Below are 23,295 nucleotides of genomic sequence, written 5' to 3'. Positions count from 1 at the left end.
TAAAGACAGCACTATGAGGTGAGAGCCGTGAAAACAAATGATTATGTAAAATATATGACTGAGCAATTCGTTAAATATTTCGATACGCCGAAACAGGAACGGAGAGAGCGAAAAGAAGTGCGGAAAGAAAAGAAAGTGCCGGCTTCTCAGCACTGGTTCGGAATATTGCCGTATAGTTTTAAGCTGTGGATGCAGCGGAAAAAATAAAGTGAATCACACGAAAGGCCCTCCTGATACAGGAGGGCCTTATTGGTATTCCTCAATGACGGCAATTTTATTTACCTTTTGGCTGTAGGGATTAAAAGAAATCGTAACAAACACGCCAAATTCTTTTGCGCCATCCCGCAATGTCAAGTGGTATTGCTTGACTGCTTCGTCCGTTCTTTTCCGATCCCACACCTTTTGAATAAATAACGTTTGGGCGAGAGGATATCTTTTTTTAGCTTCCTTTTCTGCTAACTTTTCCCATTTTGATTTATGGTGAACAGCATAATAAGGCACCGTTTCCGCCTGAGCTGTTCCTGAAACCCCGAAAACAAGAAGAGAAAGGCAAATCAGACTTTGTTTGATCATCATTCTTCGTCCTTTCGCTGTATATACTTTCCATTTTGTTCTAGGCACCTCGTTATTTTCTCACGTTTTATTAGAAAAAATTCCAAAAAGGTGTGTAATTTGAAGCAAAACGCTGTTTTTAAAAGATACCATTCTCAAAAACGAACAATTTGACCGATTTTGACATTTTTCAAGACGATAATCCTTGATTATACTTTGTTCATACAGTTCTTTAAAGAGAACGGTTGTCATATTTATTAACAGTTTTACAGGGGGTAAGGCATGTTCCGATTGTTGCGAATGGAAAAAAAGGGCAAGGTGAGATGGCGGATGATGCTATTTTTACGGCTTTCGTTCATTTTTTGCCTGTCCGTGACGATATGTGCTCAGTTCACAGGTGATACAAGTTCCTCCTTCAATGATGTGAAAAGCTTCAGTCTCCAGGTTCAAACGTGCGGAGATTTTCAATATACGGATGACGATTGCCGTTATGACGAACGCTGGGATCAAAGTGATTTACATATAACAAATCAAACTGATACGTCAGGCACCGTGTGTGCGCCGCTTCAGCTCTATGCCGAGCTGGAGAATAAGGGAAAAGAGCGGACTGTTTCTGACTGGAAATGGGAGCTCCATAAAATTGCTTCTCAGCAGCAGCCTTTACGAAACGGCAATGTTGTGGAAAAAGGGCTTATTACTGATAAAAAAAGCAAAACGATTTATAAAATTGAGTCAAAGCGGTCTTTGAAGCCGGGCATATACGCATTCAAGGTTTACAAGCCTGAAGGGTATCCGGCGGACGAAGAAAAATTTGAGTGGTCAAAACCGATGAAACTCGTCAAATGCCGGGAACAGGCGACCGTTTCCGATCTAAAGAAAACGGAGAAAGAGCCGGCTGAGCCGGTAAAAGAAAGCGGGGAAGAACATGAAAAAAACGCTGAAATTGATCAGTAATATTTTGTATGCCGTCATCTTCAGCTTGATTATTGTGCTGACGTTAACGGTGATTTCGACCCGGGCTTCCGGGGGTGAGCCGGCTATTTTCGGCTATACGCTGAAATCCGTGCTGTCGGGTTCAATGGACCCGGAATTTAAGACGGGTTCGCTCATAGCGGTAAAGAAAATTTCTGACGTGAATGACTTAGAAAAAGGGGATGTGATCACCTTTACGCAAGATGACGGAACAGCCGTCACACACAGAATAATCGGGATCACAAAAAAGGACGGGAACCTGCTGTTTGAGACAAAAGGGGACCATAATGCCGCCCCGGATGCCGCACCCGTTCAAGCTGAAAAAGTGGCGGCCCAGTATACGGGATATCAGCTTCCGTATGCCGGATATGTCATACATTTGGCCAGCCAGCCGATCGGAACGGCGATTCTGTTAATCGTTCCCGGCGTCATGCTTTTGATTTACTCAATAACAGTCATTGTCAGCGCCCTCCGCGATATTGAGCGGAAAACGAAAGCGCTGGAAGAACATGCGAAAAAGGGAACCATCTCCACATGAATACGGTTGCAACCTGGCGACAGGATTTGATAACAAAAATAAAAAGTAAGGGGAGAGTACAGACATGGGTATGAAAAAGAAATTAAGCTTGGGCGTTGCCTCAGCCGCACTCGGTTTAGCATTAGTAGGAGGAGGCACATGGGCCGCATTTAATGATGTGAAGTCGACAGACGCTACATTTGCGTCAGGAACACTTGATTTATCGGCTAAAGAACAATCAGCCAATGTCAATTTGTCAAACTTAAAACCAGGTGATAAATTGACGAAAGATTTTGAATTCAGAAACAACGGTTCACTTGCTATTAAAGAAGTGCTGATGGCTTTGAATTTTACTGACTTTAAAGGAGCAAAGAAAGGAAATGAATCTGCGGAGGATTTCCTCAGTCAGTTTGAAATTACGGTTCTGACAGTCGGTAAAGAAGGGGGCAACGGCTATCCTAAAAATATCATTTTGAAGGCGGCCAGCCTGAAAGACTTATACTTAATGTCAACAAAACAGGATAAAGCAGCTGCCGAAGCGATCAGCAAGCACATTGATCCGAAATTCCTGAGTGAGAGCGGAAAAGTCAATGTAGCAACCATTAACGGCAAAACAGCTCCTGAGTACGACGGAGTTCCGAAAACGCCTGCTGATTATGACCAGGTGAGAATGGAAATCCAATTTAAAAATGACACCGCAAAAACTGCGGACGGATTAAGTGTGCAAAACAAGTTCCAAGGCAATGCGATTTCTCTTCAATTCTCTTTTGAAGCAACGCAATGGAACGGCTTGACCATTACGAAAGATCATACGGATAAAGACGGTTACGTCAAGGAAAATGAAAAGGCTCACAGTGAGGATAAAAACTAATCCGAAAGTCGGACAGTTAAAAGAGGAGTTGTGCACATATGGCGGCACTACTCCTCTTTTTGCGCTTTTCTCCATTTTTGATAATCTAAAAATTCACGAAATTGTTTTTTTGATACCCCGGATGTCATCGCATCGCGAACTAATTTCTCCCATTCACTATCTAATTGACCATCGTATTCGGTTTCATGTTTTTCATCAAGTAAAGTATGAACCGAGACGTCCAGAACAGCGGAGACTTTTTCGAGAAATTGAATGGAGGGGTTCGTCTGTAAATTTCGTTCTATTGAGCTTAAATAAGACTTCGCTACCCCAGCTTTTTCAGCTAGTTCTGATAGTGAGTAGCCTTTTTCTTTTCGGTATTGTTTAATACGCTGGCCAATCAATGTCATCACCTTCCTTGTGATATTATAGCACATTCAGAAAGGATTTACGGTATGACTTCTGGCTGCCTGGATATGTTGAGAAGACTTTTTATGCGAAAGCAGGTATTTGCGTATTTCTTCTAGGCTGATATTTGCTTTTTGGGCTTCTAATATCAGCTCAACCCATTCCTTATCTAATTGCGAAAATTCCATTTTTGCATTTTTCATGCATTTTCTCCTCCTAAAATACTTGTTTATGTATTTCAGCCAATCCGCCCATGACCTTATCTTTACATGTCTGGAAGTGATTCATCGCATGCGAAACGCCAGAAATTTTTTCTATATACTTTTATTATAATATAGAATTTCCAGAAAAAACGGGAAAGGTGTCGAATGGATAACGCTTATCCAGAAAAATTACTTTGCAGGAAAAATAAACCGCCGTTTTCAATCTGAATGTGAATTTTCGGCTGATATAAGGCTTTCAGCGCTTGTTTTTCCAAATGGTATTCCTCAGGTTTTTCCTCTGTCTGCTCATAAAACTGATCGAGCAGCCCGAGGTCCTTTTTCCATCTGGCGATCGCACTGTCAGCCCAGGCTGACGGCTCTTTGGCGGCAGCGTCTTTTAAGTAATGCTCCATTCTTTTAATTCCGCTTTCCGGCTTAATCATCGGCGATATGGTAAAGCAATAGTCTGATATTTGCGAGGTCAGCGGAAGCGGTGCAAGCTTCTGCTGAAACCCTTCTATAATTGTTCCAGAAACAAGATGCAGGCCTAAAGACAAAAGTCTGTCTTTTTTCATGTCGGATTGGTATGAAATCACTACATTTAATCCAAGCCAGGGCTGAAGCGGCACTCTGGCTCCGGCTGATACAATTTTCTCATATATTCTTGTAAATCTCCCATTTTGTTTAACTGCTTGAAAGATTTGAAAGAGGCGCGGGGCTCCAAAGTAAATAAATTCGCCGTCCATATCCTCCGGAGCCGTTTCTTTATCAGTGATGAACGTGATCTTCATCGGGTTCGGTTCGCCGCCCGTTTTTTCACGCCAATGCCAATAAAACGGGCGGTTCATAATTTGTTTGTCCATCTCGACCGTCAACTGAACCGTCATAAAACCCGGCCCGTGTTCTGTAATCGGACAGTGGTTCGCTTCAAAAAAGCGCAGTAAAAATTCGTGAACCTCCTGCTGTCTCATGTCGCGCTTCCTCCTTTTAGATTAAGATCCTTTTTTTCTGGCGGGCTTTTCCGTATCGTACGACAGAAAAGAGGTGAGATTGTCCATTTTGATTCTCATTTCTTCCTCTGTCAGCGAATGGCATAAAATATCATGCAAATGGTCTTCAAAATTGCTCACTTTGATTTTTGTTAAAATGTCATCTAATTCTCCGACGACATTTTCAAATAAATGAATTTTGTCATACAGAAGTTTTAAAATATGCTCTTCCACCGTATGTTTTGTCGCCATATTGTAGATATGGACATCTCTTTCCTGACCGAGTCTGTGAATCCTTCCGATTCTTTGTTCAAGCCGCATCGGGTTCCACGGGAGGTCATAATTGATAATATGGTTGCAGAATTGCAGGTTGATCCCTTCGCCTCCGGCTTCTGTAGCGATCAGCACCTGCACTTTGCCGCGGAAGAGATCCTTCATCCAGTCTTTTTTTCCGCGCTTAAATCCGCCTCTGAACGGAACGGAGCTTATGCCGTTCTGCTGAAGGAACCATTGCAGGTAAATCTGTGTCGCCCTGTATTCAGTAAAAATAATGACTTTATCATTAATCTTTTGGATCAAGTCAACAACTTGAATCGCTTTTGAGTTTTGCGTGACTTGATTGATGCGGTCCATTAAATTAGCGATCGTCTGATCATCGAATGCGGGCGCTTGTTTGTCTTTTTGGTCAAGCATTTTTTTGAGCGTCATATACACGGCTTCCCTGCTTGAACAGCACTCTCTTTGCAGCGTCATAATGGAAAATGCGCTTGCGGGCTTTTCCGTGCCGTTTTTCAGTGCGGCGATGTCATCGTAAAGCGCCTGTTCCGTCGGTGAAAAGGTGATCGGCACTGTTTCCACATGGCGCTTCGTCCATGTAAGGCCGGTGTCGCTCCGCGTGTTGCGGATCATCACCTTATTGACGAGCTCTTTCAAATGCTCATGAGCGTCAATCCCGTCCTTCTGATTGAAGGTTTCTTGAAATCCGCTTTCGTTTCCTAAATGGCCGGGCTTTAACAGTGACACTAAATTGAAGATTTCTTCGATCCGGTTTTGAATCGGCGTCGCCGTCAGAAGCAGGCAGTATTTCTTCACAAGACTTCTCGCAAATTCATAATTTTTCGTTTTGCTGTTTTTGAGCTTGTGCGCCTCGTCAATAATGACGAGATCATACGGAATAGAAAGCACAATGTCTTTGTGAGGCGAGCGTTTGGCCGTATCAATAGAAGAAACGACGATATCGCACTGTTCCCACACATAGCTTTTCTTCTGTTCAACAGCGGGTATTAAAAACTTCTCCTGAAGCTCTTTCACCCACTGGGAAACGAGTGATGCCGGCACAAGAATCAGGATTTTTTTGGCCAGCCCGCGAATCATATATTCTTTTAAAATCAGGCCCGCTTCCACCGTTTTTCCGAGCCCCACTTCATCAGCCAAAATCGCCTTGCCGTTCATTTTTTCAACGACTTTCTGCGCGACCTCAAGCTGATGGGGAAGCGGAGTGAAATCGGGCAGGTATAAAGGAGCCCTCAATCCTTCAAATTCAGGAATGGCAAGGGTCTGCTGGACTTCAGCCGACAATTTGTACATCTCCCAATTTGACCAGGGACCGTCCGTTTTCAGCCGCTCAGAAAACTCTCCCGGCCAGTTTGCATCAAATATGATCTCTGCTGTCATATGTAACAAAACCGCCTTTCTTTTAAAAAACTGATTTATCATAATTTTTGTTGCCGGACGTAAATGAGGGTGGTAGGATATAAGTAATGATTTCACTAAAAGATATTGCTTTAGTATGTCCATAAAATTGGTAAATATGAGCGAATGACAGCAAGGGGAGAGACTCGGACGAAAGATGGGCGTCCGGGCGCCGAAGGAGCAAACTGCGGAGTGAATCTCTCAGGCAAAAGAACTCTTGCTCGACGCAACTCTGGAGAGTGTCTGCACTTAGAAGCAGCAGACCACCAAAGGGGACGTCTTTATGATATGTTCATAAAGTAAACTTTCAGGTGCCGGGACAGAGAAACCTTCATTTTCATGAGGTGTTTCTCTGTCCTTTTTTATATGTTTTTACAATGCGCCAATGACTGAAGGGGGAAGATGATGCTGAAACGAACACCGCTTTATGACGTGTATAAAGAATACGGCGGAAAAACGATTGATTTTGGAGGATGGGAGCTGCCGGTTCAATTTTCTTCTATTAAAGAGGAGCATGAAGCCGTCCGCACAAAAGCGGGCCTGTTTGATGTGTCCCATATGGGAGAAGTTGAAGTATCCGGTAAAGACGCCCTGTCTTTTCTGCAAAAAATGATGACAAATGACGTTGCCGATTTAAAGCCGGGAAACGCGCTTTATACCGCCATGTGTTATCCTGACGGCGGTACGGTCGATGACTTGCTGATCTATCAGAAAAGCGAGAGCTGCTATCTGCTCGTGATTAACGCGTCTAATATTGAAAAAGACATCGCTTGGCTGACGGAACATGCGGAAGGCGATGTCACGCTGACGAATCAGTCTGACGGGATTTCACTGCTTGCCGTTCAGGGGCCGAATGCTCAGTCGGTTCTTACGAAGCTGACTGAATGTGATTTGTCCTCCTTAAAGCCGTTTACGTTTATTGATGGGGCGGACGTTGCCGGACGACAAGTCCTGCTTTCAAGAACAGGCTATACCGGTGAAGACGGATTTGAGTTATATTGCCGCAATGAAGATGCGGTTCATCTATTTAAGGAGATACTTGCAGCGGGAGAGCATGAAGGCCTCGTTCCGTGCGGCCTCGGCGCCCGTGATACGCTGAGATTTGAAGCGAAGCTTGCTTTATACGGTCAGGAATTGACGAAAGATATTACACCGATTGAAGCCGGAATCGGATTTGCCGTGAAACACAAGAAAGATTCCGATTTTTTCGGGAAGTCTGTATTGCGCGAACAGAAAGAAAAAGGAGCCCCGCGAAAGCTGGTCGGACTTGAGATGATTGAAAAAGGGATTCCGAGACACGGGTACGCCGTGAAAAAAGACGGTGTTCCGATCGGTGAAATCACGACAGGCACGCAATCTCCGACTTTAAAGAAAAATATCGGCCTTGCCTTAATCAAAACGGAATTCAGTGAAGTCGGAACGGAAGTAGAAGTGGAAATCCGTAAAAAAACGGTAAAAGCGAAGATTGTCCGCACACCGTTTTATAAACGTCCAAAACAGAGCTGAAAAAGGAGAGTCATATGAAGCATCGATATTTGCCCGCGACAGAACAGGATAAAAAAGAAATGCTGAAAGCCATCGGCGCAGAAACAATTGATGAACTGTTTGCCGATATTCCGGAAAATGTACGGTTTCAAAAAGACTACCAAATTAAAAAAGCAAAATCAGAAACAGAGCTGACGAGAGAGCTGACGAAGCTTGCGGCGAAAAATAAAGACGCTGTTACATATGCATCTTTTCTGGGCGCAGGAGTGTACGATCACTACCAGCCGGTTATCGTCGATCATGTGATATCCCGATCAGAGTTTTACACGGCATATACGCCTTACCAGCCTGAAATCTCACAAGGAGAGCTGCAGGCGATTTTTGAATTTCAAACGATGATCTGTGAATTAACGGGAATGGATATCGCAAACTCCTCTATGTACGATGGGGGAACGGCGCTGGCGGAAGCGGCGATGCTTGCGTCGGGACATACGAAAAAGAAAAAAATCGTCATTTCCGCAGCCGTTCATCCGGAATCGCGGGATGTTTTGAAAACATACGCAAAGGGCCAATATATTGAGGTTGTAGAGGTGCCCGCGAAAAACGGCGTCACAGATCTTGAAGCATTGGAACATGCCGTTTGTGATGAAACGGCCGCCGTGATCGTCCAGTATCCGAACTTCTTCGGACAAATCGAGCCGTTAAAGGACATTGAGCCGCTCGCACATAAAGGAAACAGCCAGCTGATTGTTTCTTCAAACCCGCTCGCGCTCGGTATTTTGACACCGCCCGGGGCATACGGAGCTGATATCGTCGTCGGGGACGCGCAGCCTTTCGGCATACCTGCGGCGTTCGGCGGCCCGCACTGCGGCTATTTTGCAGTAACGAAAAAACTGATGAGAAAGGTGCCGGGCCGGCTTGTCGGCCAAACGGAGGATGAAAACGGGCGAAGAGGTTTTGTTCTCACTCTTCAGGCGCGCGAGCAGCATATCAGAAGAGACAAAGCCACGTCTAACATTTGTTCAAATCAGGCGCTGAATGCTTTAGCGGCTTCAGCCGCGATGACGGCGCTCGGAAAAAACGGCGTCAAAGACATGGCCCGCCAAAATATATTGAAAGCTGATTACGCGAGACGCCAAGCGGAAAAAGCCGGCTTGCACGTAGCATTTGACGGCCCGATATTTAATGAATTTGCCGTCAGGCTGAATCTTCCCGTCAAGGAAGCAAACCGGCGGCTCCTGCAAGACGGCATAATCGGCGGATATGACTTAGGCCTTGCGTATCCGGAACTGAATCAGCATATGCTCATTGCCGTCACAGAGCTGAGAACAAAAGAAGAGATCGATTCGCTTATTGCGGGATTGGGGGATCAACATGAATAATCAAGATCAGGCGCTTATTTTTGAAATGTCCCGCGAAGGGCGTATCGGTTACAGCCTTCCGGAGCTTGATGTGCCGGAAACAGAGCTTGAAAGCCTTCTTCCCGGTGACTATATCCGCGATGAAGACGCAAAGCTGCCGGAAGTATCAGAGCTCGATATTATGCGGCATTATACCGCTCTTTCTAAGAGGAACCACGGAGTTGATTCAGGCTTTTATCCGCTCGGCTCCTGTACGATGAAATACAATCCGAAATTAAATGAAAAAATTGCCCGGATCCCAGGTTTTTCCGCTATTCATCCGCTTCAGGACGAGGACACGGTTCAGGGGGCGCTTGAGCTTTTATACGATTTAAGCGGACACTTGGAGGAGATTACGGGCATGGACGAGGTGACGCTGCAGCCTGCGGCGGGCGCTCACGGCGAATGGACCGGCCTGATGATGATCCGCGCCTATCACGAAGCGCGGGGAGACTTCGGACGGACGAAGGTGATTGTCCCTGATTCAGCCCACGGTACGAATCCGGCATCCGCCACGGTCGCCGGTTTTGAAACGATTACCGTTAAGTCAAATGAGCACGGGCTGGTTGACATTGAAGATTTGAAAAGAGCGGTAAACGAAGAAACAGCGGCGCTGATGCTGACGAATCCGAACACCCTCGGGTTATTTGAGGAAAACATTACGGAAATGGCTGAAATCGTCCATCAGGCCGGCGGAAAGCTTTATTATGACGGAGCGAATTTAAATGCCGTTTTAAGTAAAGCAAGACCGGGAGATATGGGATTTGACGTCGTTCACCTTAATCTGCATAAAACATTTACCGGGCCGCACGGCGGGGGAGGACCGGGATCAGGTCCGGTCGGCGTGAAAAAAGAATTCATTCCGTATCTGCCGAAACCCGTTCTCACGAAAAAAGAGGGGCGTTTGACTTTTGACTATGACCGGCCGCAGTCGATCGGGCGTGTAAAACCTTATTACGGCAACTTCGGCATTAATGTCAGAGCCTACACGTATATCCGGTCCATGGGGCCTGACGGCTTAAAAGCTGTGACCGAAAACGCGGTTTTAAATGCAAATTATATGATGAGAAGACTCGCGCCTTATTATGATCTCCCGTATGACCGTCATTGCAAGCATGAATTTGTGTTATCGGGAAGAAGGCAGAAAAAGCTCGGCGTACGAACGCTTGATATTGCCAAACGGCTTTTAGACTTCGGCTATCATCCGCCGACTGTGTATTTTCCCCTCAATGTTGAAGAAAGCATCATGATCGAACCGACGGAAACGGAATCAAAGGAAACGCTAGATGCGTTTATAGATGCCATGATTCAAATTGCGCGGGAAGCGGAGGAATCGCCTGAAATCGTTCAGGAGGCGCCGCATACAACAGTTGTCAAAAGAATGGATGAAACCAAGGCGGCAAGAAAGCCCGTTTTAAAATACGAACGTACACTTGACGGCAGCCGCTGACACGGTGTAAAAAAAAAGAGCTGTCCGTTTTATACGGAAGCTCTTTTTTATGATTAGTTTTTTGCTTTAATTTTTCCGCCCCATTTTTTAAATCCGCCTTTCAGGTTGTAAATATCTTTACAGCCGTGTTTGCGGAGCGTCTGTGCCGCGCGTCCGCTGCGGACATTGTTTTGGCAGTACAGATAAACGGGTTTATCAGGACGGATTTCACTTTTGCGCTGTTTCAGCTGTGACAGCGGAATGTTGCGCGCGCCGAGAATATGGCCGCCTTCAAATTCATTCGGTTCACGGACGTCAATCAGCTGCGCTTTTCTGTAGCCCGCGCGGAATTCCTCTTCCGTAAGTGTTTTCATTAAACGCTGCTGGTAAAAATACGACACGATCATATAAACGATAAACGCCGCAACAATAATTAAAGCAATCATATTAGACAATGCGATTCTACTCCTTTAGCTTATAAAATCAAAGCCCCGCTTCCTGAAAACAAGGCTTACCGGACGTTTTGGGACAAATACTATTATAGTAAAGCATGAAGCGATTGTCATCCTTAATGAAACGAAATATTTTTCATTTTCAAGGCAGTTTGTTAAACTGATTTTATTAAAACGATAAAGAAGGGTTCAGTGTATGGAAAAAGAAACATGGCGGTTTATTGACTCAGGGAATGAAAGCCCGGCATTTAACATGGCGCTGGATGAAGCGCTTTTATATTGGCACAGCCAAAAAAAAATTCCTCCGGTGATCCGTTTTTACGGCTGGAATCCGGCAACTTTGTCTGTCGGGTATTTTCAAAATATTAAGAAGGAAATTAACTTTGACGCAGTACATAAACACGGCCTCGGGTTTGTCAGAAGACCGACAGGCGGACGGGGTGTTCTGCATGATAAAGAATTGACATACAGCGTAATCGTTTCAGAGGATCACCCGGAAATGCCGGCCACGGTGACAGAGGCGTACCGGGTGATTTCAGAAGGTATTCTGCAGGGATTCAGAAACCTTGGACTTGATGCCTACTTTGCGATTCCGCGAACAGAGAAAGAAAAAGAAAGCTTGAAAAATCCGCGCTCGTCCGTCTGCTTTGATGCACCTTCGTGGTATGAACTGGTCGTCGAAGGACGGAAAGTTGCCGGAAGCGCACAGACACGCCAAAAAGGCGTCATTCTTCAGCACGGTTCCATCCTGCTTGACATTGATGAGGATAAGCTGTTTGATCTGTTTTTATATCCGAGCGACAGAGTCCGTGAGCGCATGCAGCGGAATTTCAAAAACAAAGCGGTAGCCATCAACGCCTTAGCGCCGAAACGGGTAACGATGGATGAGGCCAGAATCGCTTTTAAAGCCGGTTTTGAGGAAGGGCTGAACATTCATCTTGAGCCTTACACACTCACGTCTGAAGAGCTTGCATTTGTCAATGAGCTGGCTGAGACGAAATACGCGTCTGATGAATGGAATTATAAGCGCTGATAAGGCTTGACAGACCGGAAGCATCCTTGTTTTTTCATGACCGTTAGTGTAAACTTGTAATGGTTTATAAAGTTAAGGTGCTTTTTGGGAGGGTTACTTATGACAACACCAAGTATGGAAGATTATATTGAACAGATTTATATGCTGATAGAAGAAAAAGGATATGCACGGGTTTCTGATATCGCGGAAGCTTTGGCAGTCCACCCCTCCTCTGTAACGAAAATGGTTCAAAAACTAGATAAAGACGAGTATTTGATTTATGAAAAATATCGCGGGCTCGTATTGACGTCAAAAGGCAAAAAGATCGGCAAACGGCTCGTATACAGACACGAATTGCTTGAGCAGTTTTTAAGAATCATTGGTGTTGATGAAGAGAAGATTTACAATGATGTTGAAGGAATCGAACATCATCTTAGCTGGAACAGCATTGACCGCATCGGCGACCTCGTTCAGTATTTCGAAGATGACGAAAGCCGGAAAAAAGAATTGAAATCCGTACAGAAAAAAACCGAAAATCCCGGTGAATAAAGGGCAGTCCGAAATGGGGCGCCCTTTTTTTAATGTCTTCATTCTTTGGTCTATTTCGCCCAGCCGTTTCTTAAAATAATAATACACCTTGAGATGGAAGGGAGAGGGCGCGCTATGCAGATTGACGGCGTATTTTCGGGCGGGGGGATAAAGGGGGTGGCGCTTGCCGGCGCTTATGAAGCGCTGGAAGAAAAGGGCTTTCGCTTTGAAAGACTCGCCGGAACAAGCGCCGGCGCAATTATTGCCGCATTTATCGCTGCGGGCTATACGAGCAGAGAGGTTCATTCCATCATAGATGAGGTTGACGGAAGGCAATTGCTTGATCAGAGATACTCATTCCTCCCGCTGAAAATCCTGCGGTGGGTGTCGATATATTGGCGCCTCGGACTATACAGAGGCGATATGCTGGAAAAATGGATTGCGGATAAATTAAAAGCGAAGGGCATCATCGCGTTCGGCGATTTGAAAAAAGGCTCGCTCCGTCTCATCGCTTCAGATCTGACGAACGGAACGATGATCGTGCTTCCTGACGATCTTCCCCGCTACGGATTAAATCCGGAGATGTTCCCGGTTGCCAGAGCCGTCAGAATGAGCTGCAGCATTCCTTATTTTTTTGAACCGATAAAACTGAAGACAGAAAAAGGCACCTCAACGGTCGTTGACGGCGGCGTGTTAAGCAATTTCCCGATTTGGCTGTATTCAAAAGAACGCAAACGGCCGGTCATCGGAATTTCGCTTTCGCCCAACGAAAAAGAGCGCCCGAAAAAATCAATCCGCAACGCTTTTGAGCTGTTCGGGGCTTTGTTTGAAACGATGAAAGACGCTCATGATGCCAGGCATATCGCGACAAAGTACGAACAGAATATTATTTTTATTCCGGTGGAACATGTGATGGCGACGGAGTTTCATCTCACACCGCAAAAAAAACTAGCTCTCATTGAGCTAGGAAAAAGCAGAACAGAGCAATTTTTGAAGCAATGGAGCTATTAAAAAAGCGCTCTGTTTTTCTTTTTATTCTTTTTGCCTTCTATGACGGTAAGCTGGGTCTGGCTTTTTTTCTTAAGAATCATCGGCTTCGGTCTGCTGCTGCTCGGCACGCTCCGCAAATGGCTGACCCGGCCTCTGTGTCCGGCGCGGTGCTTCGCTTTTTGCTCCTTCATTCGGAGCTGCGATTGTCTGGCCGCTTTTCTGAAAGCGGTTCCGTCACGGCCGGTGCGGCGGTTCAGGACCGTCCTCACGATAAAATAAATAATGATGCCTGCGATAATAACGGTGATCGCTCTTGAAATCATCTGCCCGGGGTTGGTTACCGCCGCATAAATGAAACCGAATGCGCCAAGCGCTATCAATACAGCAAAAAAAGGTTGTACACGATGATTCATAACTGCCCACCTCCAAAATAATAACGGTAACGGTTCAGATTACGTTGTGAGACGGCTTTTCGCTCTGTTCTGAAATGTCTTCCAGTCTGAGAAGCTCGTTAAAGCTTTCTATGGCAACCTCGACCTGGTCATCCGCCGGTTCCTTTGTCGTTAAAAGCTGCAGCCACAGGCCGGGATAACCGAGCACTTTCAAAACGGGGATATTCCGCACTCTGTTCGTCAGCTGGAGCACTTCAAAGGAGATGCCGAGAACGACCGGTATAAGCGCAATCCTGTCTAAAATCCGCACCCAAAGCGGATCTGTCGGAACGAGTAAATAGATGAACATGCCGACAATGATCGTAAATAAAATAAAGCTTGAACCGCAACGGTAATGAAGCCGTGACTGCTTCTGAACATTTTCTATTGTAATTGGCAAATTCTGTTCATAACAGTTTATGACCTTATGTTCGGCTCCATGATATTGAAACACTCTTTTAATTAACGGCGTCATTGATAAAAAATAAATGTAGCCGAGAAGCAGAATAAGCTTAAACAGACTTTCGATTCCGATCTGCGCGGCGTCTGAGGAAAAGACGGGCCTTACAAGCTCCGCTAAGAAGACCGGGACGAGCGTAAAAACGAATTTGCTGAACAAAAACGACAGAACGCCGATCACCGCCAGGCTGAAAAACATCGATAAGCCCGAACCCTTCTTATCTTCCTGCTCCAGCTTGGCGTCATCTTGAGGGTCAAGCCCGTAACGTTCGCTGGAAAAGTTTAAATGCTTTGTGCCGTTGGCGCTCGCCTCAATGATGGCGACGATTCCCCGCAAAAAAGGAATCTTTTTTAAAGCCGAAAGCTTGGCGTTCGGCACTCTCGGAAGCTTGAAAAAATCAATGCTTCCGTCATTCCTGCGGATGGCGGTAACATAATTTTTTCTGCCGCCGAACATGACCCCTTCAACGACAGCCTGCCCGCCGTAAGCAGGGGGCGTTTTTTGTTTGGACATTGTTTATCAACCTGCCTGTTTTTTTAGGATTTACTAACCATTTCCTTTCACTCTATTGTACAGGAAACCGCGGTAAACCTCTAGTTAGACAGCCGGAAAATCAATGCTTTTTCTACATGCAGTATACCCCGTTTCTTTAGATTTTACTCATTGAATGAAAATATGGCGCAGTTTTTTATGACTTTTCAATTTTGGGGCAATCTATGACTGGAGGTGCCATGATGACAAGCGAAAAACATTCAGAACAGGAAGAAAAAAAGAAGCAGGATGATGATCAGCAGCCTGTTTCATTTACCGGCAGAATTTGCGGTATCGGATTTGCCGGCGGTGTATTTTGGAGTTTGATCGGCTATCTCGGGTATGTCTTTCATTTTTCAGAGATCAGCCCCAACATGATTCTTCAGCCGTTTATGATCGGAGAATGGAAAAAACAATGGCTCGGCACGATGGTCAGCATCGTTGTCATCGGATTCATTTCAATTGCCGGGGCGTTTATTTATTTCGTCTGCCTGAAACGTTTTAAAACCATGTGGCCGGGGATGGTGTACGGCGTCATTTTATGGTGTGCGGTTTTTTTCTTATTCAATCCGATTTTCGAAGATGTGAAATCCGTCACTGAATTGAAATCAGATACAATCGTGACGACGCTTTGCCTTTACATTCTGTACGGTTTGTTTGTCGGCTACTCAATTTCCTTCAACTACAATGAACTTACGTCAGACAAGCTTGCAAGGGCGCTCGGCAACAAGTGAATAAGTGTATAATCCCTGTCCGGTATGGTAAAATGTTCACGAGAAGTGAACATTTTTTATGCTGAAAACCGGGCGGGGATGCTCCCGCGTTGTCAGGCGGCAGTCAAGAATCGGCGAGGAGGAGAAAGGGAATGAAACTTGAGAAATTGCGAAATCTTTTCGGTCAGCTGGATATAGACGGAATGTTGGTGACAAGCTCCGCCAATCTGCAGTATATGACGGGATTTACGGGTTCGTCAGGCCTTGCGGTCATATCGAAAGAACGTGCGGCATTTATCACGGATTTCCGTTACACCGAGCAGGCGAAGACGCAAGTGAAGGGTTTTGACATTATCGAGCACGGCGGAAGCTTAATCCAAACGGCTGCGGATACGATTCTTGAGTACGGCATTAAAAAACTCGGCTTCGAGCAAAACAGCATGACGTACGGAACATATGCATCCTACCAAGCGGTGCTGCAGGAAGCGGAGATGGTTCCCGTCGCGGATTCCGTTGAAAAGTTGCGCTTGATTAAGTCAAGTGAAGAGATTAAGATATTAGAGGAAGCTGCGAAGATTGCGGATGATGCGTTTGAACATATTCTGACGTTTATCAAACCGGGCATCTCAGAGATTTCAGTTGCAAACGAGCTTGAATTTTATATGAGACGTCAAGGAGCAGACGGCTCTTCCTTTGATATGATTGTCGCCTCGGGAGTCAGATCCAGCCTTCCCCACGGAGTGGCAAGCGGCAAATTGATTGAAAAGGGAGACTTGGTCACGCTCGATTTCGGCGCTTATTATAAAGGCTATTGTTCTGATATCACACGCACCGTCGCGGTCGGAGAGCCAAGTGATAAACTGAAAGAGATTTATCAGGTCGTATACGATGCCCAAGCGCTTGGTGTCCTGCATATTAAACCCGGCATGACGGGAAAAGAAGCGGACGCCCTGACGAGGGATCACATCACCGCAAAAGGCTACGGACAGTATTTCGGCCATTCGACAGGACACGGGTTTGGAATGGAAGTCCATGAATCACCGGGGCTGTCTTTCAGGTCATCGGCCGTTCTTGAGCCGGGCATGGCGGTAACGGTTGAGCCGGGCATATACATACCGGAAGTTGGGGGCGCAAGAATCGAAGATGATATCATCATCACTGAGGACGGCAACCGGACAATTACGCATTCCCCTAAAGAATTAATTATTTTGTGATCGGAATATAGGAGGACATCAAACATGATTTCAGTTAACGATTTTCGTACAGGACTAACGATTGAAGTAGACGGCGGCATTTGGCGCGTCGTTGACTTCCAGCACGTAAAGCCGGGAAAAGGAGCGGCATTTGTCCGTTCTAAATTGCGTAACCTCCGCACGGGCGCTATTCAGGAGAAAACATTCCGTGCAGGTGAAAAAGTCGCGAAAGCTCAAATCGAAACAAAAACGATGCAGTATCTTTATGCCAACGGCGATCAGCACGTGTTCATGGATACAAGCTCATATGAACAGCTTGAATTGAACGAAAACCAAATCGAAGAAGAATTGAAATATCTTCTGGAAAATATGTCTGTGCACATCATGATGTATCAGTCTGAAACGCTCGGTATTGAACTGCCGAACACAGTTGAACTGAAAGTTGTTGAAACAGAGCCGGGAATTAAAGGCGACACGGCGTCAGGCGGCACAAAACCTGCCAAAACGGAAACAGGTCTTGTCGTAAACGTACCGTTTTTCGTGAACGAAGGCGATACGCTGGTTGTAAATACATCAGACGGCTCTTACGTGTCAAGAGCGTAGTCAAAGAAATTCGGAGTCTGCTCCTTTTACGGGGCAGGCTTTTTTTGCGTTCTGCCTGAATCTTTCTTCTATATGAAAATAGTGAGACTACTTCCGTCAGCTAGAGCATATAGTGTAACAAAATGCTTGAAGTTGGGGGATTGCAATGAAATTTTTGTTCGGTTCAATCAATTCTACTGTTTTAACGATGGCCGGTTTACGAGTTTTGTCCTCGCTCATTGAATTATCGGCCGCTATTATCATGCTTTTGACAAACGACATCAGAAAGGCGGTTGTGGTGAATAGTATTTTGGCAATCGTCGGCCCGCTGATCTTTATCATCACAATGACGATCGGCATTTATCAGATTGCCGGACAGCTCTCATATGCAAAATTAATATTGATTTTTGCGGGAGTGGTGCTGATTTTGGCCGGTGTGCATAAATAGAGGGCCGGGGTGTCATAAAGTCTGTCCCGGATCATACATTTTAGAGAAGCCAATCGGTAAAAAAGGAGGAGACTCTATTGAATGAGATTACAGAGGTTCTCCCTGAATTATTGAGAGATGCCATCTCCGCCGTGCCCGAAGAAGCGAGGCGGGATACAGAAGAAATCAGAATCCGCGTCGACAGGCCGGTTGAACTGATCCAAAAAGGACAACCTTTGTATTTGTCATATGTCTGTACGGCCGGCGACGCACAGCTGATCCTCAGCCGGCTCAGCAATTACAGTATGTACACGCTAGAAGAAGAGCTGAAAAAAGGATATATCACAATCAGAGGAGGCCACCGTGTGGGGCTGGCCGGAAGAGTCATCGTCGAAAACGGAGCCGTCAAAGGACTCCGGGATATTACTTCTTTTAATATCCGAATCGCCCGGGAGAAGCTGGGAATCGCAGAACCGCTCATTCCTTTCTTATGGAAAGAAAACTGGCTGAATACGCTGATCATCGGTCCTCCGCAAACGGGGAAAACGACCTTGCTTCGTGATTTGGCCCGGCTTTCCAGCACCGGATCAAAACGCATACCCGCAAAAAAGACAGGTATCGTAGATGAACGTTCGGAAATTGCCGGCTGCCTGCGGGGCATTCCCCAGCACAGTTTCGGCCGCAGAATCGATGTCCTTGATGCCTGTCCGAAGGCGGAAGGGCTGATGATGATGATTCGCTCTATGAGTCCTGATGTCATAATTGTGGATGAAATCGGGAGAATGGAAGACTCACAAGCGCTGCTGGAGGCGCTCCATGCGGGCGTATCCGTCATCGTATCTGCGCACGGGTGGAATATGAAAGACTTGGTAAAGAGGCCGTCGCTGAAAATGCTTTGGGAGGAAAACGTGTTTGACCGGTATGTTGAACTGTCAAGGCGCCGCGGTCCGGGAACGATCAGCAGGATGTACGGAAAGGACGGGGAACCTGTTCCGCATGCTGAAAGCGTGATGACATGCTGAAGCTTTTGGGTGCCGTGTTTATTCTGACAGCGACGACTTGGACCGGATTTGAGATCGCCAAAATGTATATAGAAAGGCCGAGGCAGATCCGTCAGCTGCGCGCGGCGCTCCAATCGCTTGAAGCGGAAATCATGTTCGGGCATACACCGCTGCATACCGCCTCGGGACAAATTGCTGCACAGCTTTCCAAACCTGTATCGTTATTGTTTCAAGCTTTCAGCAGAAGGCTTGAGCAGGGAAGCGATTCCGCCAAAACGGCTTGGGAACAGAGCTTGAAACATAATTGGTCGTCCATGGCGATGAAAAAAAGCGAATATGAGGTGCTGAAGCAATTCGGAGAGACGCTCGGGCTCCATGACCGTGTTTCTCAGCAGAAACATATCAAGCTTGCGCTTACACATTTGGAAGCGGCGGAAGCGGATGCCGGACGGGCGCAGGCGAAAAATGAAAAAATGGTGAAAAGCTTAGGATTTTTAGCCGGACTGTTACTCATTCTTCTATTGATGTAAACATGAGGGGAGCAAACATAAAATGGGAGTCGACGTAAATGTCATTTTTCAAATCGCCGGAGTCGGTATCGTGGTTGCGTTTCTGCACACCATACTTGACCAAATGGGAAAAAAAGAATACGCCCAATGGGTGACGCTGCTTGGCTTTATCTATATTTTATTTATGGTGGCGACGATTGTCGATGACCTGTTCAAAAAGATCAAAGCTGTGTTTCTATTCCAAGGATAGGGGGGCTTACAGATTGAGATTGTTCAAATTGTAGGTTTAGGCCTGATCGCCACATTTCTCTCCCTGATCGTAAAAGAACAGAAACCGACTTTCGCGTTTATGATTGTCGTCTTCAGCGGCTGCGTGATCTTTCTTTATCTCATCGACCAGATTTACGACATTATCAGAATGATAGAAAAAATAGCCGTCAATGCAAATGTCAATATGGTCTATGTGGAAACCATTTTAAAAATTATCGGCATCGCCTACATCGCTGAATTCGGAGCGCAGCTGACAAAGGATGCGGGCCAGGGAGCGATTGCTTCGAAAATAGAGCTGGCCGGAAAAATTTTGATACTGGTAATGGCCGTGCCGATACTCACCGTCATTATTGAAACGATTCTCGGACTTATTCCTTCTTGATCATAAATAAAATGGAAAGGGGGACACAAAAAATGAAGCGCTTTCGGTGGGCGGGAGCTTTTTTGTTCATCCTCTTATTTTTTCAGACTGAATGTGTACAAGCTGCCGGAACAGACGGTGCGTCGCAGGAAACCGCAGTTCACCAAGAATCCGCTGATGAAGTGGCGAAAAAGCAGGCCGAAGCGCTGAAAACAGAAGGCATCGGAAAGTTTTGGGACGACATCATGACAGAATACGGCGGTCTTCTGCCTGAAAGCCAAAAGGGAAGCATCGTCGACTTTATTAACGGAGAAAAAACGTTCTCGCCGGAGGCATGGCTGAAGGCTTTATTTTCATACTTGTTTCATGAAGTGCTCGCAAACGGAAAGCTTCTGGGAACTTTGATTCTTCTCACCATTTTTTGTGTCATTCTGCAGCTCCTGCAAAATGCGTTCCAGCAGAGCACCGTCAGCAAAGTGGCTTATGCAATCGTCTACATGGTGCTGATTATTCTCGCTTTAAACAGCTTTCATGTTGCCGTCAATTATGCCAGTGAAGCGATCCAGACGATGACAAGCTTCATTCTCGCGCTCATCCCGCTTTTACTCGCGCTTTTGGCGTCTTCCGGGGGAGCCGTCTCCGCAGCTTTTTTTCACCCCGTTATTTTATTTCTGATGAATACGAGCGGCCTTCTCATTCAAAACATCGTCATGCCGCTTATCTTCCTGTCAGCGATTTTAAGCATCGTCAGCACGATGACGGATCAATATAAAGTCACGCAGCTTGCCAATCTGCTCAGAAATATCGCGATCGGCGCGCTTGCCGTATTTCTCACCGTGTTTCTCGGCGTCATCTCCGTACAGGGGGCTTCGGCTGCCGTGACGGACGGGATTACGCTCAGGACTGCAAAATTTATAACAGGCAATTTTATTCCCGTACTCGGCCGGATGTTTACGGATGCGACGGATACGGTCATCAGCGCCTCGCTCCTATTAAAAAACACCGTGGGAATCCTCGGAGTCGGAATTTTGATCTGCATCTCCGCGTTTCCGGCGATCAAAGTGCTCTCGCTCGCTTTTATTTATAAGCTCGCGGCCGCTATTCTGCAGCCGCTCGGAGGCGGGCCCGTCATTACGTGCCTCGGCGTCATCAGCAGAAGCGTACTGTATATTTTCGCGGCGCTCGCCATCGTCTCTCTCATGTTTTTCCTCAGCATCACAGTCATTATTACAGCAGGCAACCTCACCATGATGATGAAATAAAGGAGGCCCATTGGATATGAGCTTTTTAACAGAATGGCTGACAAGCATTATTTTATTTATCTTATTCGCCATCGTTATCGACATGCTGCTGCCCAGCTCCAGTATGCAAAAATACGCCAAGATGGTTGTCAGCCTGCTGTTAATCATTGTCATGCTCAACCCGATATTCAAACTTTTCAAAACAGACCCGGAAATCATCTTCGATTATTTGACAAAACAAGAGCAATCTCAATCCGCTGATATAAAAAATCAAATTAAATCAGAAAAAAAAGAAATACAAGCATCAAACCGCGCATATGTTTTAGAAGAAATGGCTGTCCAACTAAAAAAGAAAGCGGAGGAGATGTTCAGTCATGACGAATACAAAATAGACGACATCCGCCTTACAGCGGAAGAACAGGTTCGTTCAGAAGAAGATGTAAAAACGATCAGCGTGTATATGGCCCCATCTTCTGAAAAAACCGTGCAAACCGTCGCACCGATCGACATCCGCACAGACCGCAAATACGAACCGGAAGGCGCAGCCGACAAAAAAGAGGCCGCAGACATCAAAGAAAAACTTGCGGATATATGGGAAATCGGCAGTGAGAAAATTACGGTTTATATGGAAGGCGGGGAGAAAAACGGCCATGAATAAAAACGGACTATGGACCATACTCAAAAAACAGCTGATGATCGGACAGGCGAAAGACGGAGAAAAACCAAAACTGACAAAATATCATTACTTTCTGTTCGTGTTTGTGCTCGGGGTATCTTTTATGCTGGTCAGCCAGCTGTTCTCTTCACCGGAGAAAACCGGGAAGGACCAAGCGGTGCAGACCGTCATGTCCGGCCGAACGGAAGACAAAAGCGGGCAAAAAAGCGCACCCGTTTTTAAGGCATCGAAAGACGGCAGCGCAAAAACCACGATCGATGATTACGAAAGAGACTATGAAAACCAGCTGAAAGAAATCCTTGAAACGATTATCGGCGTGGAGGATGTCTCAATTGTCGTAAACGTAGACGCAACATCTTTGAAAGTGTTTGAGAAAAATAAAACGAAAAAAGACACCACCACTGAAGAAACCGATAAAGAAGGCGGCAAAAGAAGCGTAACCGATCAAACCTCTGAAGAACAAATTGTCATGATTCGAAACGGGGACCAGGAAACCCCGGTCGTCGTCCAGACGAAAAAGCCCGATATCCGCGGTGTACTCGTTGTCGCTCAGGGAGTGGACAACGTTCAAATAAAAAAAACCATCATTGATGCCGTCACAAGGGTGCTTGATGTTCCGAGCTACCGTGTAGCGGTTGCCCCTAAAAAAATCAAGGAGGATTCATAAATCATGCTGAAAAAACAAACGGTTTGGCTTTTAACAATGCTCAGTCTTGTCGTGGTATTAAGTGTTTATTATATTATGTCGCCGGAAAGCAAAAATGCCGTGCAGATGAAAAGCGAAAAAAGCAGCGGAGAAGTCGCCACTGAAAAAACGCCGGCTCCTGAAACGAAAGATAAGAGCGGAAGCGGCACGGAAAAAGAAGACGGCACAAAAGGAACGAAAGATTCTAAAGGCACAAAAGAGGATAAAGAAACATCAGCCGAAGCATCGGACAAAGACGGATCGGTCGCCACAGAAACAGCTGATGAAAACTTATTTACCGCATACCGCATGGAGCTTGAAGACGCGAGAAGCAAAGAAAGGGAACAGTTAAACAGCATTGTTTCAAGCGATGATGCGACCGCAAAGGAAAAAAGCGAAGCCTACGATAAAATGACGGCGCTGAGCAATGCTGAAGGGACGGAAAAACAGCTGGAAACGCTGATTAAAACACAAGGCTACAAAGATGCGCTCGTGGATGCTGAAGGAGACAAAATCAACATTACCGTCATGTCTGACAAACATTCAAACGCAAAAGCTTCCGCTATCATTGACCTGGTGGAAAAAGAAATCAAGACGATGAAAGACGTCGCCGTCACGTTTGAACCGACAAAGTAAGAGACCTGAACCGCCCGCACCCGCTGCGGGCTTTTCTGATGTCATTTTAGATCAGTGTTGAATTTACACAAGCGCTCCTGTAAGATAAACATAGTATGTA

30 protein-coding genes and 1 riboswitch are annotated in these 23,295 nt (G+C 45.9%); of the genes, 22 read left to right on the top strand and 8 right to left on the bottom strand.

What is annotated here, in order from left to right; genetic code table 11:
* The first annotated feature begins 27 nt into the window (after positions 1–27).
* Entirely contained in the window at positions 28–207 is a 180-nt protein-coding gene (locus NSQ37_RS18600) for a YqzE family protein (protein WP_003153093.1), read from the top strand.
* A gap of 39 nt (positions 208–246) precedes the next feature.
* On the opposite strand, the gene NSQ37_RS18595 is transcribed toward NSQ37_RS18600, so the two are convergent.
* The gene (locus NSQ37_RS18595) at positions 247–576 is read right to left on the bottom strand and encodes a DUF3889 domain-containing protein (RefSeq protein WP_012117979.1); all 330 of its coding nucleotides are present in this window, start codon (positions 574–576) and stop codon (positions 247–249) included.
* Positions 577–834: 258 nt separating this feature from the next.
* Here NSQ37_RS18595 and tapA point away from each other — a divergent pair, with 258 nt between their 5' ends.
* From tapA to tasA, 3 genes are all read left to right on the top strand, one after another.
* Entirely contained in the window at positions 835–1,506 is a 672-nt protein-coding gene (gene tapA, locus NSQ37_RS18590) for an amyloid fiber anchoring/assembly protein TapA (protein ID WP_341124451.1), read from the top strand.
* A complete protein-coding gene (gene sipW, locus NSQ37_RS18585; RefSeq protein ID WP_015240205.1) occupies positions 1,478–2,062 on the top strand; it encodes a signal peptidase I SipW in 585 nt (194 codons plus the stop codon). Before tapA ends, sipW begins: the two co-directional genes overlap by 29 nt.
* Before the next feature lie 64 nt (positions 2,063–2,126).
* Positions 2,127–2,912 carry a biofilm matrix protein TasA gene (gene tasA, locus NSQ37_RS18580; protein ID WP_007408329.1) on the top strand — a complete coding sequence of 262 codons (786 nt, stop codon included), beginning with the start codon at positions 2,127–2,129 and terminating at the stop codon, positions 2,910–2,912.
* A gap of 47 nt (positions 2,913–2,959) precedes the next feature.
* Here the strand turns inward: tasA and sinR are convergent, their stop codons facing one another.
* The 4 genes from sinR to NSQ37_RS18560 form a co-directional block, all read right to left on the bottom strand.
* Positions 2,960–3,295 (bottom strand): transcriptional regulator SinR, encoded by a 336-nt coding sequence (sinR, locus tag NSQ37_RS18575; protein ID WP_003153104.1) that lies wholly within the window; start codon positions 3,293–3,295, stop codon positions 2,960–2,962.
* A 33-nt stretch (positions 3,296–3,328) separates the two neighbouring features.
* The gene (gene sinI / locus NSQ37_RS18570) at positions 3,329–3,502 is read right to left on the bottom strand and encodes an anti-repressor SinI (protein ID WP_003153105.1); all 174 of its coding nucleotides are present in this window, start codon (positions 3,500–3,502) and stop codon (positions 3,329–3,331) included.
* A 176-nt stretch (positions 3,503–3,678) separates the two neighbouring features.
* Positions 3,679–4,473, bottom strand: coding sequence for a YqhG family protein (locus tag NSQ37_RS18565; RefSeq protein WP_015240204.1), 795 nt, complete (start codon positions 4,471–4,473; stop codon positions 3,679–3,681).
* Between the two features lie 21 nt (positions 4,474–4,494).
* Positions 4,495–6,165 carry a DEAD/DEAH box helicase gene (locus NSQ37_RS18560; RefSeq protein WP_025284995.1) on the bottom strand — a complete coding sequence of 557 codons (1,671 nt, stop codon included), beginning with the start codon at positions 6,163–6,165 and terminating at the stop codon, positions 4,495–4,497.
* 144 nt (positions 6,166–6,309) lie between these two features.
* A riboswitch (glycine riboswitch) is annotated at positions 6,310–6,410 on the top strand.
* Between the two features lie 178 nt (positions 6,411–6,588).
* Between NSQ37_RS18560 and gcvT the strand changes: the two genes are divergently transcribed.
* From gcvT to gcvPB, 3 genes are read left to right on the top strand one after another with little or no spacing between them, the layout of a single operon-like run.
* Positions 6,589–7,689, top strand: coding sequence for a glycine cleavage system aminomethyltransferase GcvT (gene gcvT, locus NSQ37_RS18555; RefSeq protein ID WP_032866432.1), 1,101 nt, complete (start codon positions 6,589–6,591; stop codon positions 7,687–7,689).
* 14 nt (positions 7,690–7,703) lie between these two features.
* Entirely contained in the window at positions 7,704–9,050 is a 1,347-nt protein-coding gene (gene gcvPA, locus NSQ37_RS18550; protein ID WP_059368121.1) for an aminomethyl-transferring glycine dehydrogenase subunit GcvPA, read from the top strand.
* On the top strand, positions 9,043–10,518 hold the full coding sequence (gcvPB, locus tag NSQ37_RS18545; protein WP_319936987.1) for an aminomethyl-transferring glycine dehydrogenase subunit GcvPB: 1,476 nt from the start codon (positions 9,043–9,045) through the stop codon (positions 10,516–10,518). Before gcvPA ends, gcvPB begins: the two co-directional genes overlap by 8 nt.
* 53 nt (positions 10,519–10,571) lie before the next feature.
* Here the strand turns inward: gcvPB and NSQ37_RS18540 are convergent, their stop codons facing one another.
* Positions 10,572–10,952, bottom strand: coding sequence for a rhodanese-like domain-containing protein (locus tag NSQ37_RS18540; RefSeq protein WP_007408335.1), 381 nt, complete (start codon positions 10,950–10,952; stop codon positions 10,572–10,574).
* Positions 10,953–11,145: 193 nt separating this feature from the next.
* On the opposite strand from NSQ37_RS18540, the gene NSQ37_RS18535 reads away from it, so the two are divergent.
* The 3 genes from NSQ37_RS18535 (at position 11,146) to NSQ37_RS18525 (ending at position 13,500) form a co-directional block, all read left to right on the top strand.
* Positions 11,146–11,982 carry a lipoate--protein ligase family protein gene (locus tag NSQ37_RS18535; protein ID WP_015240200.1) on the top strand — a complete coding sequence of 279 codons (837 nt, stop codon included), beginning with the start codon at positions 11,146–11,148 and terminating at the stop codon, positions 11,980–11,982.
* 99 nt (positions 11,983–12,081) lie between these two features.
* A complete protein-coding gene (gene mntR / locus NSQ37_RS18530) occupies positions 12,082–12,510 on the top strand; it encodes a transcriptional regulator MntR (RefSeq protein ID WP_007408338.1) in 429 nt (142 codons plus the stop codon).
* Positions 12,511–12,624: 114 nt separating this feature from the next.
* On the top strand, positions 12,625–13,500 hold the full coding sequence (locus NSQ37_RS18525; RefSeq protein ID WP_012117971.1) for a patatin-like phospholipase family protein: 876 nt from the start codon (positions 12,625–12,627) through the stop codon (positions 13,498–13,500).
* On the opposite strand, the gene NSQ37_RS18520 is transcribed toward NSQ37_RS18525, so the two are convergent.
* Positions 13,497–13,892, bottom strand: coding sequence for an SA1362 family protein (locus NSQ37_RS18520; protein ID WP_015240198.1), 396 nt, complete (start codon positions 13,890–13,892; stop codon positions 13,497–13,499). The two genes, NSQ37_RS18525 and NSQ37_RS18520, sit on opposite strands and share 4 nt — an antisense overlap.
* A 34-nt stretch (positions 13,893–13,926) precedes the next feature.
* Positions 13,927–14,883 carry a DUF1385 domain-containing protein gene (locus NSQ37_RS18515; protein WP_007408341.1) on the bottom strand — a complete coding sequence of 319 codons (957 nt, stop codon included), beginning with the start codon at positions 14,881–14,883 and terminating at the stop codon, positions 13,927–13,929.
* A gap of 221 nt (positions 14,884–15,104) precedes the next feature.
* On the opposite strand from NSQ37_RS18515, the gene NSQ37_RS18510 reads away from it, so the two are divergent.
* The 12 genes from NSQ37_RS18510 to NSQ37_RS18455 all read left to right on the top strand — a co-directional run bounded on the left by NSQ37_RS18510 (position 15,105) and on the right by NSQ37_RS18455 (position 23,195).
* On the top strand, positions 15,105–15,635 hold the full coding sequence (locus NSQ37_RS18510) for a YqhR family membrane protein (protein ID WP_003153121.1): 531 nt from the start codon (positions 15,105–15,107) through the stop codon (positions 15,633–15,635).
* 131 nt (positions 15,636–15,766) lie between these two features.
* Complete coding sequence (locus NSQ37_RS18505) at positions 15,767–16,828, top strand: M24 family metallopeptidase (RefSeq protein ID WP_003153122.1); 1,062 nt, start codon at positions 15,767–15,769, stop codon at positions 16,826–16,828.
* Positions 16,829–16,852: 24 nt separating this feature from the next.
* Entirely contained in the window at positions 16,853–17,410 is a 558-nt protein-coding gene (gene efp, locus NSQ37_RS18500) for an elongation factor P (RefSeq protein ID WP_003153123.1), read from the top strand.
* Positions 17,411–17,555: 145 nt separating this feature from the next.
* Positions 17,556–17,837: a YqhV family protein gene (locus tag NSQ37_RS18495; RefSeq protein ID WP_003153124.1), complete on the top strand. Its 282-nt coding sequence runs from the start codon at positions 17,556–17,558 to the stop codon at positions 17,835–17,837.
* Between the two features lie 77 nt (positions 17,838–17,914).
* The gene (gene spoIIIAA, locus NSQ37_RS18490; RefSeq protein ID WP_007408342.1) at positions 17,915–18,838 is read left to right on the top strand and encodes a stage III sporulation protein AA; all 924 of its coding nucleotides are present in this window, start codon (positions 17,915–17,917) and stop codon (positions 18,836–18,838) included.
* Complete coding sequence (gene spoIIIAB / locus NSQ37_RS18485; protein ID WP_253612844.1) at positions 18,832–19,347, top strand: stage III sporulation protein SpoIIIAB; 516 nt, start codon at positions 18,832–18,834, stop codon at positions 19,345–19,347. The genes spoIIIAA and spoIIIAB overlap by 7 nt, the downstream gene beginning before the upstream one ends.
* Positions 19,348–19,369: 22 nt before the next feature.
* On the top strand, positions 19,370–19,576 hold the full coding sequence (gene spoIIIAC, locus NSQ37_RS18480) for a stage III sporulation protein AC (protein ID WP_003153142.1): 207 nt from the start codon (positions 19,370–19,372) through the stop codon (positions 19,574–19,576).
* 12 nt (positions 19,577–19,588) lie between these two features.
* Entirely contained in the window at positions 19,589–19,978 is a 390-nt protein-coding gene (gene spoIIIAD, locus NSQ37_RS18475; protein ID WP_071392571.1) for a stage III sporulation protein AD, read from the top strand.
* A gap of 32 nt (positions 19,979–20,010) precedes the next feature.
* Complete coding sequence (gene spoIIIAE, locus NSQ37_RS18470) at positions 20,011–21,219, top strand: stage III sporulation protein AE (RefSeq protein ID WP_015240197.1); 1,209 nt, start codon at positions 20,011–20,013, stop codon at positions 21,217–21,219.
* A 16-nt stretch (positions 21,220–21,235) separates the two neighbouring features.
* Positions 21,236–21,856: a stage III sporulation protein AF gene (gene spoIIIAF, locus NSQ37_RS18465; protein ID WP_003153146.1), complete on the top strand. Its 621-nt coding sequence runs from the start codon at positions 21,236–21,238 to the stop codon at positions 21,854–21,856.
* Positions 21,849–22,541 (top strand): stage III sporulation protein AG, encoded by a 693-nt coding sequence (gene spoIIIAG / locus NSQ37_RS18460; RefSeq protein ID WP_033574142.1) that lies wholly within the window; start codon positions 21,849–21,851, stop codon positions 22,539–22,541. The genes spoIIIAF and spoIIIAG overlap by 8 nt, the downstream gene beginning before the upstream one ends.
* Positions 22,542–22,544: 3 nt before the next feature.
* Positions 22,545–23,195, top strand: coding sequence for a SpoIIIAH-like family protein (locus tag NSQ37_RS18455; protein WP_007408346.1), 651 nt, complete (start codon positions 22,545–22,547; stop codon positions 23,193–23,195).
* Positions 23,196–23,295 lie beyond the last annotated feature (100 nt).

The sequence above is a fragment of the Bacillus sp. FSL P4-0334 genome (genome assembly GCF_038004825.1).
GTDB classification, from domain to species: domain Bacteria; phylum Bacillota; class Bacilli; order Bacillales; family Bacillaceae; genus Bacillus; species Bacillus velezensis.
The sequence above is the reverse complement of the archived record's forward strand: the minus strand, read 5'-3'. Positions and strand labels throughout refer to the sequence as shown.